Source organism: Bradyrhizobium sp. YCK136 (assembly GCF_044570075.1).
GTDB lineage: Bacteria > Pseudomonadota > Alphaproteobacteria > Rhizobiales > Xanthobacteraceae > Bradyrhizobium > Bradyrhizobium diazoefficiens.
The window spans coordinates 2,683,466-2,697,612 of sequence record NZ_CP172424.1 but is presented as its reverse complement, the minus strand read 5'-3'; the positions used below and the strand labels follow the sequence as shown (position 1 = coordinate 2,697,612).

Sequence of the window (14,147 nt, the reverse complement as noted above, 5' to 3'; positions counted from 1 at the left end):
CGCCGCATTCGCCACCCCCCTTGCTGCTCCGCCTCTTTCGATCCGCCCGCGGAGCTATTTCTTCAGCGCGAACACCCAGATCACGCCGCCCTGCGGCACATTGGCCTCGATGCCGATGTTGTTGGTCACCAGCGCATCCTGGATCCGCTGCGCGTCCACACCCCATCCCGACTGGATCGCGATGTATTGCGTGCCGTCGATCTCATACGACACCGGCATGCCCATGATGCCGGAGTTGGTCTTCTGCTCCCACAACAGCTCGCCGGTCTTGGCGTTGAAGGCGCGGAAGTTGCGGTCGTTGGTGCCGCCGGCAAAGATGAGATCGCCCGCGGTCGCCGTCACCGAGCCGAACAGCTGCGACTTCGGGAAGTTGTGCTGCCACACCTTCTTGCCGGTGACGGGATCCCAGGCCTGGAGCTCGCCAAAATGATCCGCCCCCGGCTTGGTCTTCAGCCCGATGTCTTCCGGCTTGGTGCCGAGCCAGAGCTCGCCCGGCTTGAGTGCGACCTTCTCGCCGGTGAATCCGCCGCAGAAATTCTCGTTGGCGGGCACGTAAACCAAGCCCGTCTTCTGGCTGTAGGCTGCCGACGGCCAGTCCTTGCCGCCCCATAGAGAGGGACAGAACTCCACGCGCTTGCCAATCACCGGCTTGTGCGCGGGATCGACGATTGGCTTGCCGGTTTCGGCATCGATGCCCTTCCAGACGTCGGTGGAGACGAACGGCCAACCTGCCACGTAGTTGATCTTGGTCGGCGTGCGCTCGAGCACCCAGAAGATCGCATCGCGCCCCGGATGGACCAGGCTCTTGATGCTGCGGCCATCGCGTTGCAGGTCGATCAGCATCGGCGCTTCGACCTCGTCCCAGTCCCAGGAATCGTTCTGATGGTACTGGTGATAGGTCTTGATCTTGCCGTTCTTCGGATCGAGCGCGAGCACCGACGAGGTGTAGAGATTGTCGCCGGGATGGGTCTCGCCCGGCCACGGCGCCGCGTTGCCGACGCCCCAATAGATCGTCTTGGTGTCCTTGTCGTAATTGCCGGTCATCCAGGCCGAGCCGCCGCCGTTCTTCCAGTCATCGCCCTGCCAGGTGTCGTGACCGGGCTCGCCTTCGCCGGGAATGGTGTAGGTCCGCCACAGCTCCTTGCCGTCCTTGGCGTCATAGGCGGCGACATAGCCGCGCACGCCGAACTCGCCGCCGGAGCCGCCGACGATGACCTTGCCGTCGACGATAAGCGGCATCAGGGTCATGTATTGGCCCTTCTTGTAGTCCTGCACCTTGGTGTCCCACACCACCTTGCCGGTCTTGGCGTCGAGCGCGACGACATGATCGTCAGTGGTGGCGAGATAGAGCTTGTCCTCCCACAAGCCGACGCCGCGGCTGGTCGGATGCAGCTGGAACAGATCGTCGGGGAGCTGCCGCTTGTAGCGCCAGTACTCGTCGCCGGTTTTCGCGTTCAGCGCGATCACCTGCCCCATCGGGGTCGCCACGAACATCACGCCATTGTTGATGATCGGCGGCGCCTCGTGGCCTTCGACGACGCCTGTTGCAAACGTCCAGACCGGCGTGAGACCCTTTACGTTCGAGGTGTTGATCTGGTCGAGCGGGCTGTAGCCCTGCCCGTCATAGGTGCGCCGATAGAGCATCCAGTTGCTCGGTTCCGGATTCTCCAGGCGCTGCGCGGTGACCGGAGAATAATTCTCGATCGGGCCGGCACCGGCGGCGGTCGAGGCAAGACAGGTGAAGGCGACGAAGCCGGACAGAAACCATTGCTTCCTGGTCATGGACGTTCCCCTTTTTCATCCGTTTGAATTCTTGTGTTGAATTCTTTTCGTTCGTCCCGTCGTCCGCCCGTCGGCGGATGCGACCTCTCGTGACGCGGGCACAACCCGCGACCGTCCATCATCCTGGCTGCGCGCCACCTACCTTTCCGATGAAGTTTCCGGCGACGCTGAGCGAACCTTCAGCGAACGCCAGTGGCAGCGCCGCGAGCCGTCGCGGTGCCGGCCCGAACACGACCTGCGCGCCCGCGCGAGGATCGTATTCGGAGTTGTGGCACATGCACTTGAGCACCTCCTTGTCGCCGACGTCGCTCTTCACCCAGGCGGTGACGGGACAACCGGCATGGGCGCAGATCGCCGAATAGGCGATGATGCCGTCGACGGCGCGCGCGCGGGTCTGCTCGTCGAGCTCGGCGGGATCGAGCCGGATGACCAGGATCTCGTTGAGCCGCGAGGCGCTGCGCACGACCGAGGTCTTGGGATCCTTCGGCCAGGCATGCACCGGCGGCCCGCCGGCCTGCAGGTCGGCCGCCGTGATCAGCTTTCCCTCCTGGTCACCTTCGGAGAAGACGAGCACATCGCCCTTCTGCGGTCGTTCGTCGGAGCCGGGCGGATCCTCGCCTGCGCGCGCCGATGCGGAACAGCCGAGGCAGGCGGTGGTGGCGAGCGCACCCAGCAGCAGCGTTCGCCGCGTCTGCTCTGCGCCCGCGTCAACTTCAGGCTCGGAAGATGAGGAATTGATGTTGAACGATGCGCGCGACATGCCCGCTAGCAGGCGCTGGAACTCTGCCGAAAAAAAGGCGAAGAATTGGCGCCGCAGTGCATCAATATGGCTCTGCTCGCTTTGATTGAACGAGAGTGAACGCGTTCAAACGTATTTTCACCAGTTCTACGCCGTACCACGCGAGCGGCATGATGATTTTGCAGATCAGACCAATGATGTTGGAATTGGTGCAACGCGCCATCGCACGATGTGAGCTGCACGTTTCTCAGGCAGGCATTTTGTGTTTCACGATCTGAGCACGTGACGTGGCGAAGCGATGCGGCCTGCGACGGTTGCCGACGCCATTTCAAAACTGTCGGCGATGCGCCGTGCCTTGTCGATGAAGAGCGCAGCCGCCGCGGGCGGACAGACGTCGCGCGCGGTCTGTTCGAACAGATCGAGCCAGCGGTCGAAATGATCGCCGACAAGACCGAGCGGCAGATGCGCGCGCATCGGCGAGCCATGATAGCGGCCGCTCATCAGCACGACGGACGACCAGAAATCCCCGAGCTTGGCCAGATGCTCGTCCCAATTCCGCACGACCGCGAAGACCGGCCCCAGGAGCGCGTCCTCGCGCACGCGCCCGTAAAAGCGGGCGACGAGTTCCGCGATCATCGCTTCGGTGATCCCGGTGCGCTCGATCGCATCCTGGGTCAGCAGGTTCCGGCGCGCGGCTGCCGCCTCACGCTCGGCCTTCAGTCGATCCGACATTGTCCTTTGTTATCCGTTCCGTTGTTCCCGCGGGCCGCCCGTTCAACATTGTCGGGTCAATTGCGCGCGGCGTCTTTGTCGCAGCGCAAATTGCGGGAGGGGCGGCGAGGCTCGAAGGCCCCGCCGCCTACGCCTGTCATCAGGCGCCGTAAGTGTAGAAACCCTGCCCGGTCTTGCGGCCGAGATGGCCGGCATCGACCATTTCCTTCAGCAAGGGGGCCGGACGGTATTTGGGGTCGTTGAAGCCTTTGTAAAAGACCTCCATCACCGACAACATGGTGTCGAGCCCGACGAGATCGGCGAGCGCCAGCGGCCCGATCGGATGGTTGCAGCCGAGCTTCATGCCGGCGTCGATCTCTTCCGCCGTCGCGATCCCCTCCTGGAGGGCGAAGATCGCCTCGTTGATCATCGGGCAGAGGATGCGGTTGACCGCGAAGCCCGGACTGTTCTTGGCCGTGATCGCCACCTTGCCGACGCGCTGGGCGAAATCGAGCGCCTTGGCGTGGGTGTCGTCGGAGGTCTGCAGGCCGCGGATGAGCTCCAGCAGCGCCATCACCGGCACAGGATTGAAGAAGTGCATGCCGATGAAGCGGTCGGGGCGATCGGTTGCGGCGGCAAGTTTCGTGATCGAGATCGACGAGGTATTGGTTGCAACGAGCGTGCGCGGCGACAGCGTCGCGCAGAGGTCCTTCAGGATCTTGACCTTGAGCTCCTCGTTCTCGGTGGCGGCCTCGATCACCAGGTCGCAATCGGCCAGCTTCGCCCGATCGGTGGTGCCGGTGATGCGCTTGAGCGTCGCCTCGCGGTCGGCCGCCGACATCTTCTCCTTCTTGACCAGGCGCTCGAGGCTGCCGCCGACGGTCGAAAGCCCGCGGTTCACCGCCGCATCGGAAATGTCGACCATCACGACCGAGAGCCCGGCCGCTGCGCAGATTTGCGCGATGCCGTTCCCCATGGTCCCTGCCCCGATGATGCCAACGGTTTGGATCATTGCGTCACATCCTTCTCATCCTTGCGGGCGTGCCGGTAGCGGCGCGGCCCCATTGTTCCTGCATCAGGGTCTAGCACCGCCGCGGGGGAGGCGCGACCTGATCCTGCCCCTTCCTTAAAGCATCCATCGCGGGAATAAAGCCGCAAAAGGGCATGATTTGGAGGCCTCGGGCCCGTTTGGCCCGCGCCATGCGGCGCATGCGCCCGTCCAGGCTGCGGTCAGGACCGGATCGATCAGCGGAGGCAACCTGCGGCGTCAGTCGCCTCATCCGAGACGGAGCACCTTGCCCGGATTCATGATGTTCTTGGGGTCGAGCGCCCGCTTGATCGTGCGCATGATGTCGAGCTCGGTCCTGGAACGATAGTGTTGGAGTTCGTCGAGCTTCTCGATGCCGATGCCGTGCTCGGCCGAGATCGAGCCGGCCATGGACGTGATCAGGTCGTTGACGACCCGCGTGATCGCCGCAGAGTACTGGTTGAGCGTCTCGCGATCCATGCCCTTCGGGCCCATGAAGGAGAAGTGCACATTGCCGTCGCCGATGTGCCCGAGCGGATAGGGGCGGATCGTCGGCAGGATCTCGAGCACGGCCTTGAGACCCCTGTCGATGAACTCGGGAATCCGCGAGATTGCGACCGACACGTCGTAGCTGAGGCCCGGCCCCTCGGCGCGCGATGCCTCGGCCACACTCTCGCGAATGCGCCACATGTTGCGCGACTGCGCTTCGGTTTGCGCGATCACCGCATCGAGCACCCGGCCCGCCTCGAGCTGATCGGCCAAGAACTGCTCCATCCGGCCCGACATGCACGTGCCGCCGTCCTGCCGCGGCCGGGCCGACGACCATTCGAGAAGGAGATACCATTCGGTCTCGGCCTTGAGAGGGTCCTGGGTGCCGGGAATATGGCGCAGCACCATGTCGGTGCAGGCGCGGCTCATGAGCTCGCAGGAGCCGACATTGTCGTCGGACGCGGCATGCGCCTCCGACAGGAGCTCGATCGCCGCCCTGGGATCGCGGATCGCGAGCCATGCCGTGCACAAATCCTTCGGCGCGGGCCAGAGCTTCAGCACCGCCTTGGTGATGATGCCGAGCGTGCCCTCGGCACCCATGAACAGATGCTTGAGGTCATAGCCGGTGTTGTCCTTCTTGAGTGCGCGCAGCCCGTCCCAGACATCGCCGTTGGCCAGCACGACCTCGAGACCCAGCACCAGATTTCGCGCATTGCCGTAACGCAGCACCTGCACGCCGCCGGCGTTGGTGGAGAGATTACCGCCGATCATGCACGAGCCCTGGGCACCGAGGCTGAGCGGAAAGAAGCGGTCGTGGCGCGCGGCCGTGTCCTGGAGCGTCTGGAGGATGCAGCCCGCCTCCACCGTCATGGCGTAGCCGACGGGATCGACATTCAGCACATGGTTCATGCGACCGAGCGACAGCACGATGCCGCGGTGCGCCGGCCACGGCGTGGCACCACCCATCAGGCCGGTGTTGCCGCCCTGCGGCACGATGGCAATGCCGTTGTCGTAGCAGAGCTTGACGACAGCGGAGACTTCCGCGGTATTGGCCGGACACACGACCGCCGCGGCCTGCCCTGTCAGCTCGCCGCGCCAATCGGTCACGAACGGGCGCTTGTCCTGCTCGTCCAGGATCAGGCCCTTGTCGCCCACGATGGCTCGCAAGCGGTCGAGAATGGCTGGCGTCACGGGCGCAGTCGGAATGGAGGGAGCGGTGAGAAGGGCTGCGCCCGGCATGTGTTCCTCGCTTTGCGGCTCTTCTGCGCAGCCTGGGGCGCGCCGGCCTTCGTTGTCGTTCTCAATTCTGGACGTTTGCGCGATGAGCCTAGCACGAAGGTAACGCTCGCGGGAACGTCCCCGGCTGCGACGCTTGCGCAAACCTGCCTCGGCTGCTGAACGGGAAGCGCACTTCCGTCGACGCCCGGCGTGCCTTACTGTGCCAAGATCAACCTGGATTGGAGATCATGAGCCGCTTCTGGAGTCCCGTCGTCCACACGCTGTCGCCCTACGTCCCGGGCGAGCAGCCGAAGCAGGATGGCGTCGTCAAGCTCAATACCAACGAGAATCCCTATCCGCCCTCGCCGCGCGTGCTGGCGGCGATCGCGTCGGCTGCGGAGCGGCTGCGCCTTTATCCAGATCCGCGCGCCACGCGCCTCCGCGAGGCGATCGCGGCGTATTGCGATGTTGCGGCCGAGCAGGTGTTCGTCGGCAACGGCTCCGACGAGGTTCTGGCCCACACCTTCCCGGCCCTTCTGAAGCACGACAGGCCGCTTCTGTTTTCCGACGTCACCTACAGCTTCTACCCGGTCTATTGCCGCCTCTATGGCGTCGCTCACGAGGAGGTGCCGCTCGATGCCGCGATGCGGATCGAGATCGCCGACTACAGGCGGCCGTCGAGCGCCATTCTGCTCTGCAATCCGAACGCGCCCACCGGCATCGCCCTTCCGCGCGACGCGGTCGCGGCACTGCTCGCCGAAAACCCGGACCGGCTGGTGGTGGTGGACGAGGCCTATGTCGATTTCGGCGCCGAGAGCGCCGTGCCGCTCGTTGCGCACCACGACAATCTGCTCGTCATCCAGACCTTCTCGAAGTCGCGCGCGCTCGCAGGCTTGCGGGTCGGATTTGCCATCGGCCAGCGGCCGCTGATCGAGGCGCTGGAGCGCGTGAAGGACAGCTTCAACTCCTATCCCGTCGATTGCCTCGCCATCGCCGGCGCCGTCGCCGCGATCGAGGACGAGGCATGGTTCCTCGAGAGCCGCACCCGCATCATCGCGAGCCGCGACGTGCTCACGCGCGATCTCGCGCAACTCGGCTTCGAGGTGCTGCCGTCGCTTGCGAACTTCGTGTTCGCGCGTCATCGGCGCCGGAGCGGTGCCGATCTCGCGGCCGCCCTTCGCCAGCGCGGCGTGCTGGTCCGCCATTTCAAGAAGCCGCGCATCGAGGACTTCCTGCGCATCACGGTCGGAACGGATGAGCAGTGCGGCCGGCTGATTGAAGTGCTGCGCGAGTTGATCTAGTTGAGGGCATGCGGCGGCCCGCCGCTTGCTCACCACAATGGAAGTTGCAGGGACCAGTCTGTGACGCGCCTTTGCCGCCTCGACATCGACGCCCCGGAGGCCGCCCGAACATTGAAGTTCAGGCGCGGATGAACGACTTCGCACGATCCGTTGGTGCCGCCTTCGCGCTGATCGGCGAGGCCGATTCCGAGCTTGTGGGCATCGTCGCCTTGTCGGTGCGCGTCAGCCTGACCGCGAGCATCGTCGCGCTCCTGATCGGCGCACCGTTCGGCGCCTTGCTCGCGATCGCCCGTTTTCGCGGACGTCAGGTCATCATCGTGCTGACCAATGCGCTGCTCGGCCTGCCGCCGGTCGTGGTCGGGCTCGCGCTCTATCTGCTGCTGTCACGGTCCGGCCCGCTCGGGGCGGCCGGCCTGCTGTTCACGCCGGCGGCCATGGTGATCGCGCAGACGCTGCTCGCGACACCGATCGTGGTGGCGCTGGTGCACAGGCCGGCGAGCCTGCTCTGGGCGGAGTATGGCGATCTGGCGCGGATCGACGGGCTGTCGGTCCTGCGCAGCATGGGGCTCCTGTTCGCGCTGGGACGGACTTCGCTGCTGACGGCCTTTCTCGCGGCCTTCGGGCGCGCCATCGCCGAGGTCGGCGCCATCATCGTCGTCGGCGGCAACATCCGCGGCTTCACGCGCACGATGACGACCGCCATCGCGCTGGAAACCAGCAAGGGCGACCTGCCGCTGGCACTGGGGCTCGGGCTGATCCTGCTCGCGCTCAGTGTGGCGGTGTCGACCGTCGCTTTCCTGCTAGTTGGACGCGTTGGGGAAAAATAGCTGCTCGCCGCCGACCTTGTAGCCGGCAATCGCCTGCTGTCCCTTCGGGGAAACCAGCCAGTCGATGAAGGCCTGCCCATCCTGCGCCTTCACGTTGGAATGCTTTGCCGGATTCACGAGCATGACGCCGTACTGGTTGAAGAGCCGCTTGTCCCCCTCGGTCAGGACGGCGAGCTCGCCGCGGTTCCTGAACGACAGCCAGGTGCCACGATCCGACAGAAGATAGGCGTTCGAGGACGAGGCCATGTTCAGCGCCGGCCCCATGCCCTGACCGATCTCGCGATACCAACTGTCCTTGCCGGCACTGAGATCGACGCCTGCCTCTTTCCACAATCTCAGCTCGGCTGCGTGCGTGCCGGACTTGTCGCCGCGCGAGATAAACGGCGCCTTCGCCGCCGCGATCTTGCGCAGCGCGTCAGCGACGTCCTTGCCGCCGCCAATTCGCGCCGGATCGCTCTTCGGCCCGACGATGACGAAGTCGTTGTACATGACGTCGAAACGCTTCACGCCCTGCCCTTCGGACATGAACTGGTCTTCGGCGGGCCTGTCATGGACGAACACCACGTCGGCATCGCCTCTCCGCCCGATATCCAGCGCCTGGCCGGTGCCGACGGCTACGACCTTCACGTTGATGCCCTCGGCCTTCGAGAACAGCGGCAGCAAATAGCCGAACAGACCCGACTGTTCCGTCGATGTCGTCGAGGCCACGATGATGGTGCGATCCTGCGCAAATGCGCATGTTGACCAGACCAGAACCGCTGCGATGGCGGCAAGCTTCCTCATTGTGACGTCCTCGCTCCCCAGACATCTCAAACTACGCGGGGAGGATGACGCAGGGAAGCCCGACGTTCGGCGGCGCGGTTGCACTGTGGTTGGAGTCACAATGGCGAACGGCGATAATGCGGTGTCATTGCGACCGCAGCTTCTCGCGCGATGGTGTGCGGATGTTCTGCAATTGGTCCTACCCAGATTGACATCGGTGTGGCGGCCGGGGCAGTTTTCCATATTGCTGGCGAATCAGCGATTGCCTCACGCCGAGTACCTCTTGGACAACTCCCTGTGCTTTCGAGACTGATATCGTTGCTGCGCCGCATCCCTGCGGTGAAATGGGCGTTTACGAGGCTTCGGCCCTTGCCGCACGGCGGCAGCATTGACGCCGCACCGATCGCCACGGACGATTCGCCTGCCATCGTCGTCGACGTTGCAGAGGCCGCACACACTCCCGACATCAGCATCAGCGCCGATCCAACGCTCAGCGACCCGGGCACCGCGGTTGCGGATCCGGTCGCCGAGGACGACACCGCGATCTCTGTCATCGCGGAGAGTCCGCCGACGGTGCAAACTGATACCAGCGACAGCGACGGTTCATCCCCGGAGACGCCGACGGAGGTCAACGCGGTCGTCGTGGAGGGGGCTTCGATCTCGTCTGTCGACGAGGAGACCGGGCCCGTTGATGTTCCCGAACTCACCGTCAGCGAGGCCGCACCTGCGGAACTCGGGACGGACGTCGAGTCGGTCGGCGCCGAAAAGGCCTCAGTCCCGTCTGTCGACGTCGATAGCGCGCCGGTCGACATTCCCGAACTCATCGTCAGTGGCAGTCCATCTCGCGAGTTCTCTGCCGGCGTTGAGCCCGTCGTCGCCGAGGCGGCACCGGTTTCGTCCGTCGACGTTGAAATCGCTCCGGCTGCTACCCTCGACGTCGTCGTCAGCCACGAGCCACCTCCTAGCGTCCTCGTGGATGTTGAGCCGGCCGTCGTGGACGACCCGCCTGTCGCTCTTGTCGAGATCGAGGTCTCTGCGGCTGATATCCCAGCCGTCAGCGTCGACAGCGGGTCAACCGCCGACGTCGCCATGGAGATCGAGCCGGTCCCCGCAAGCGATCCCGCACCAGTCACAGCGGTCGCCACGGAGGACACTTCTGCCGCCACCTCCGGGGTCGACGCGGACATCGTGCCGGAGCCGATCCTTGCGTCTCCTGCACCGGAGATCCGCAACGCACCGAAAGTTCGCGCAAAAGCGACGGAACCCGTCGATCGCGCGGCGCTGATCCGGCAGCGCTGGGCGGAGACCGGGATCAGGATGTGGAATCCGCGGCTTCACGGCACCGGCGATGCCACGCTGAACATCCAGGGCCGGGTCGAGTTGCTGCCGCCCGCGCCCGGCGAGACGATGCCGCGCTACGACAAGCTCGAGTTCAGGATGCTGGGCGGGCAGATCGTTTGCGAGGGCGTCATCGTCGAGGCGCCCGCACAGGCGAGCCATCGCAGCTTTACCCGGCTCGCCGAGCCAGGGAAGCCAGACCGGGTCCGCGAGCCGGTGCGGGAACGCCAGGCCGCTCTCGCCTGATCCTTTTCCCTGCGGGGATACTCGCCATATGCTAGGCTGACGCCCCGGATATGGGAGATCGCATGCCCGCGGCATCGTTGCGATTGATCGTGATCGTCGCCCTCTGCATCTCGCAAGGAGCATTGGCGGCGTCCAGTAAGCGGCCGCGCCACGTTCCGGCAACGGCACCCGCCGTCGATCCCGCGGCGCCCTACAAAGCCGACCGGCTCTCGTCCTCGCGTGGCGAGACGATCCTCAATACGCCCGGCCAGACCACCGTGCTCACGCGGCAGGTCCTCGACGACATGAAGGCGACGAGCCTGCGGGACGCAATGCGCTCGACCGCCGGCGTGACGATCGGGCGATAGGCTCGCGCTCAGCTTTCACCAAACGCACCGATATTCCCGCACGGCCCATGAATTTTTGCGGACACGTGGCAGTTGCCCCGAGCGCCAGCCACGACGTAACTTGCGCACCGCTCGGGCCGCAACGCCCGCGCCAGACCAAAACGCCAAGAACACTGTGGGAGGTAAACTATGAGAAGGCTGACGGCCGCGCTGTGTGCTCTGACCCTGCTCTCGACTGGCGCGCAGGCGCAAACCATCAAGGATTTTCTGGCAGTCGCCATGAAGAAATGGACGGCGCCGTTCGAGCCGTTCCAGCTCATCGACAACATCTACTATGTCGGAACCGACGGCATTGCCGTCTATGTCATCAAGACATCGCAGGGCCTGATCCTGATGGACACGGCGATGCCCCAGTCAACCGGCATGATCAAGGACAATATTGCGAAGCTCGGCTTCAAGGTTGCCGATATCAAGCTCATCCTCAACACGCACGCGCATCTCGACCACACCGGCGGCTTCGCCGAGATCAAGAAGGAGACCGGCGCGCAGCTCGTTGCCGGCGAGCGCGACAAGCCACTGCTCGAAGGCGGCTACTATCCGGGTGACGAGAAAAACGAGGACCTCGCCTTCCCCGCGGTGAAAGTCGATCGCGCGGTGAAGGAAGGCGACAGGGTCACGCTCGGAGACACCACGCTGACGGCACACGCAACACCCGGCCACTCGCCGGGCTGCACCAGCTGGGAGATGACCGTCAAGGACGGCAAGGAGGACCGCGAGGTGCTGTTCTTCTGTAGCGGCACGGTGGCGCTGAACCGGCTGGTCGGCCAGCCGACCTATGCCGGCATCGTCGACGACTACCGCGCGACTTTCGCCAAGGCCAAGGCGATGAAGATCGACGTGCTGCTCGGGCCGCATCCGGAAGTCTATGGCATGCAGGCCAAGCGCGCAGAGATGAAGGATGGCGCGCCGAACCCGTTCATCAAGCCGGGCGAGCTCGTGACCTACGCGACCGGCCTGTCGGAGGATTTCGACAAGCAGCTCGCCAAGCAGACCGCGGCGCTGGAGAAGAAATAGCGTCATCAGATGCTGCCTTCCACCTCTCCTCGGGCGGGGAGAGGTGCGGCAACAGGTTGCGCCGCCGCACATGGTTAGCAGAGTGTAGCCGCAGCCTTGCAGTACTTTGCACTCGATACTGCTCGTTTCCATGGCCTCATATCGTTAACGCGACCTCACCAACGCACGCGAGCGGAACGGCTGCGGCAGCGTGCAACCAGCGCTAGCCTTTCCGCACGAAACTCGTCTAACGCGCCCTTTACCCCCGCTGTGCAAGATCGCCCTCGTTTTGAAGGGATCCGGGGCGCGTATTTCAATGCCTGTCGCCAATTTGAAGTCTCACTTCGCCGCCGCAATGCGGCTGTTTCGCGTACCGGCGGACAACCCGGACCTGACGCGCGCGCAGTTCGACGCCTTCTCCAAGCAGGTCCCGCTGCTCTACTTCATTCTCATGAGCAACACGATCGCGGTCGCCTACACATATGTGAACGTGGCGCCGGACTGGTTGACGATGATCGTGCCGAGCGTGCTGACCGTGCTTGCGGCCCTGCGCACCTTCTGGTGGCTGCGCCAGCGTCACCTCGTGCGCAGCGACGCCGACATCCTGCGCAATCTGCGCGCCACCAACTGGATGACATTGCCGATCGGCGCAGGCTTCACCATCTGGTCCTTCGCCCTCTACCCTTACGGCGATCCTTTCGCCAAGAGCCAGGTCGCCTTCTACATGGCGGTGACCGTGATCGGCTGCATCTTCTCACTGATGCATCTGCGCTCGGCAGCGCTGATTGTGACGTTGGCCGTCGATGTGCCCTATGTGCTGTTCTTCTGGGCCACCGGCGAGCCGACGCTGAAGGCGATCGCGGTCAACAATTTGCTGGTCTCCGGCGCGATGGTGACGGTGCTGTTCATCTATTATCGCGACTTCGCCGACCTCGTTGCCAGCCGCAAATCGCTGCTGGCGCAGCAGGCGGCGACCCAGGCACTCTCGGACGAGAACTTCCGCCTCGCCAATCTCGATTCCCTCACCGAGCTGCCGAACCGCCGCCGCTTCTTTGCCGAGCTGTCCAGCGCCTTCGTTGATGCCGAGCGCAGGAGCGTCCGCGTCGCGGTCGGGATCATCGATCTCGACGGCTTCAAGCCGATCAACGACAATTACGGGCACTCGGTCGGCGACCGCGTCTTGATCGAGGCGGGCCGACGCATCCGCGAGGCCTGCGAGGGCTTCGGCCCGCAGCGGGTGGAGTTCGCCCGGCTCGGCGGCGACGAGTTCGGTCTTGTCGTGTGCGGCGACCCCGAGGAGGCGGATCTGACGCGGCTCGGCGAGCGCATCGGCGACCAGGTCAAGCTTCCCTACCAGCTCGACACCGCCCATACCGGTCTATCCTGCTCGATCGGCTTCGCATTGTTCCCGCAGTCGGCAACGACGGCGGAAGCGCTCTATGAATGCGCCGACTATTCGCTCTATCACGCCAAGCGCCATCTGCGCGGCCGCACCGTGATCTTCTCGAGCGAGCTCGAGGCCGAGATCCGCAGCCGCGGCGTCATCGAGAATCTGCTGCGCACCGCCGATTTCAGCACCGAGATGGACCTGGTGTTCCAGCCGATCGTGGACGCCATGAGCGAGCACACTACCGGCTTCGAGGTCCTGGCGCGCTGGCACAGCTCCCGCCTCGGCCTGGTTTCGCCGGCCGACTTCATCCCGGCCGCCGAGCGCATCGGCCTGATCCGGCCGCTGACGCAGGCGCTTCTGATCCGCGCACTCGCGACGGCCAGGACCTGGCCCGACCACATCCGCCTGTCGTTCAACCTCTCGGCCCACGACATCTGCTCGCCCGAAGGGATCCTGCCGCTGATCAGCATCGTGGAGAAGAGCGGGCTGCCGCCACACCGGATCGATTTCGAGATCACCGAGACCGCCGTCACCTTCGACTTCGTGCGCGCGCAGCAGTCGATCGCGGCATTGAAGGCAATGGGCTGCGGCATTTCGCTGGACGATTTCGGCACCGGCTATTCCTCGCTGAGCCACGTGCACCGCCTGCCGCTCGACAAGATCAAGGTCGACCGCAGCTTCGTCGCCGACATCAACGACAATCCCGTCAGCCACAAGATCATCAAGTCGCTCACGGGCCTCTGCGACGACATGGAAATCGCCTGTGTCGTCGAGGGCGTCGAGACCCGCGCCCAGCTCGACAGCCTGCGCCGCCTGGGATGCGACTTCATCCAGGGCTACTATTTTGCAAAGCCCATGCGGGGCGATGCAATCGGCGAGTACCTCGCGAAGGAGCGGCAACGCCTCGACGGCGCCGAGGCCAAGGTCGTGGCCTGAGG

Annotated in this window: 12 protein-coding genes; 6 read left to right on the top strand and 6 right to left on the bottom strand. The window is 64.7% G+C overall.

Annotated features, from left to right (window positions below):
• Nucleotides 1–54: 54 nt before the first annotated feature.
• The 5 genes from ACFLEY_RS12605 to ACFLEY_RS12585 all read right to left on the bottom strand — a co-directional run bounded on the left by ACFLEY_RS12605 (nt 55) and on the right by ACFLEY_RS12585 (nt 5,987).
• Nucleotides 55–1,782, bottom strand: a complete 1,728-nt coding sequence (locus ACFLEY_RS12605; RefSeq protein WP_060908409.1) for a methanol/ethanol family PQQ-dependent dehydrogenase — start codon at nt 1,780–1,782, stop codon at nt 55–57.
• A 118-nt stretch (nt 1,783–1,900) separates the two neighbouring features.
• The gene (locus tag ACFLEY_RS12600) at nt 1,901–2,542 is read right to left on the bottom strand and encodes a ubiquinol-cytochrome c reductase iron-sulfur subunit (protein ID WP_060908410.1); all 642 of its coding nucleotides are present in this window, start codon (nt 2,540–2,542) and stop codon (nt 1,901–1,903) included.
• A gap of 246 nt (nt 2,543–2,788) precedes the next feature.
• Nucleotides 2,789–3,253, bottom strand: coding sequence for a group III truncated hemoglobin (locus tag ACFLEY_RS12595; protein ID WP_060908411.1), 465 nt, complete (start codon nt 3,251–3,253; stop codon nt 2,789–2,791).
• Nucleotides 3,254–3,392: 139 nt separating this feature from the next.
• Entirely contained in the window at nt 3,393–4,244 is an 852-nt protein-coding gene (locus ACFLEY_RS12590; protein ID WP_011088963.1) for a 3-hydroxybutyryl-CoA dehydrogenase, read from the bottom strand.
• A 264-nt stretch (nt 4,245–4,508) separates the two neighbouring features.
• Nucleotides 4,509–5,987 carry an FAD-binding oxidoreductase gene (locus ACFLEY_RS12585; protein ID WP_060908412.1) on the bottom strand — a complete coding sequence of 493 codons (1,479 nt, stop codon included), beginning with the start codon at nt 5,985–5,987 and terminating at the stop codon, nt 4,509–4,511.
• 227 nt (nt 5,988–6,214) lie between these two features.
• On the opposite strand from ACFLEY_RS12585, the gene hisC reads away from it, so the two are divergent.
• Together hisC and ACFLEY_RS12575 are read left to right on the top strand one after the other, a co-directional pair.
• Nucleotides 6,215–7,267, top strand: a complete 1,053-nt coding sequence (hisC, locus tag ACFLEY_RS12580) for a histidinol-phosphate transaminase (RefSeq protein WP_060912641.1) — start codon at nt 6,215–6,217, stop codon at nt 7,265–7,267.
• Between the two features lie 128 nt (nt 7,268–7,395).
• Nucleotides 7,396–8,094: an ABC transporter permease gene (locus ACFLEY_RS12575; RefSeq protein ID WP_011088966.1), complete on the top strand. Its 699-nt coding sequence runs from the start codon at nt 7,396–7,398 to the stop codon at nt 8,092–8,094.
• Here the strand turns inward: ACFLEY_RS12575 and ACFLEY_RS12570 are convergent.
• The gene (locus tag ACFLEY_RS12570; RefSeq protein ID WP_038966748.1) at nt 8,068–8,877 is read right to left on the bottom strand and encodes an extracellular solute-binding protein; all 810 of its coding nucleotides are present in this window, start codon (nt 8,875–8,877) and stop codon (nt 8,068–8,070) included. The two genes, ACFLEY_RS12575 and ACFLEY_RS12570, sit on opposite strands and share 27 nt — an antisense overlap.
• Before the next feature lie 297 nt (nt 8,878–9,174).
• Here ACFLEY_RS12570 and ACFLEY_RS12565 point away from each other — a divergent pair, with 297 nt between their 5' ends.
• The 4 genes from ACFLEY_RS12565 (at nt 9,175) to ACFLEY_RS12550 (ending at nt 14,145) form a co-directional block, all read left to right on the top strand.
• Nucleotides 9,175–10,440, top strand: a complete 1,266-nt coding sequence (locus ACFLEY_RS12565; protein WP_060908413.1) for a hypothetical protein — start codon at nt 9,175–9,177, stop codon at nt 10,438–10,440.
• Between the two features lie 62 nt (nt 10,441–10,502).
• A complete protein-coding gene (locus ACFLEY_RS12560; protein ID WP_028174348.1) occupies nt 10,503–10,787 on the top strand; it encodes a TonB-dependent receptor plug domain-containing protein in 285 nt (94 codons plus the stop codon).
• 168 nt (nt 10,788–10,955) lie between these two features.
• Entirely contained in the window at nt 10,956–11,840 is an 885-nt protein-coding gene (blaBJP, locus tag ACFLEY_RS12555) for a BJP family subclass B3 metallo-beta-lactamase (RefSeq protein ID WP_060908414.1), read from the top strand.
• A gap of 295 nt (nt 11,841–12,135) precedes the next feature.
• Nucleotides 12,136–14,145 (top strand): bifunctional diguanylate cyclase/phosphodiesterase, encoded by a 2,010-nt coding sequence (locus ACFLEY_RS12550; RefSeq protein WP_211433432.1) that lies wholly within the window; start codon nt 12,136–12,138, stop codon nt 14,143–14,145.
• The last annotated feature ends 2 nt before the right edge of the window (nt 14,146–14,147 follow it).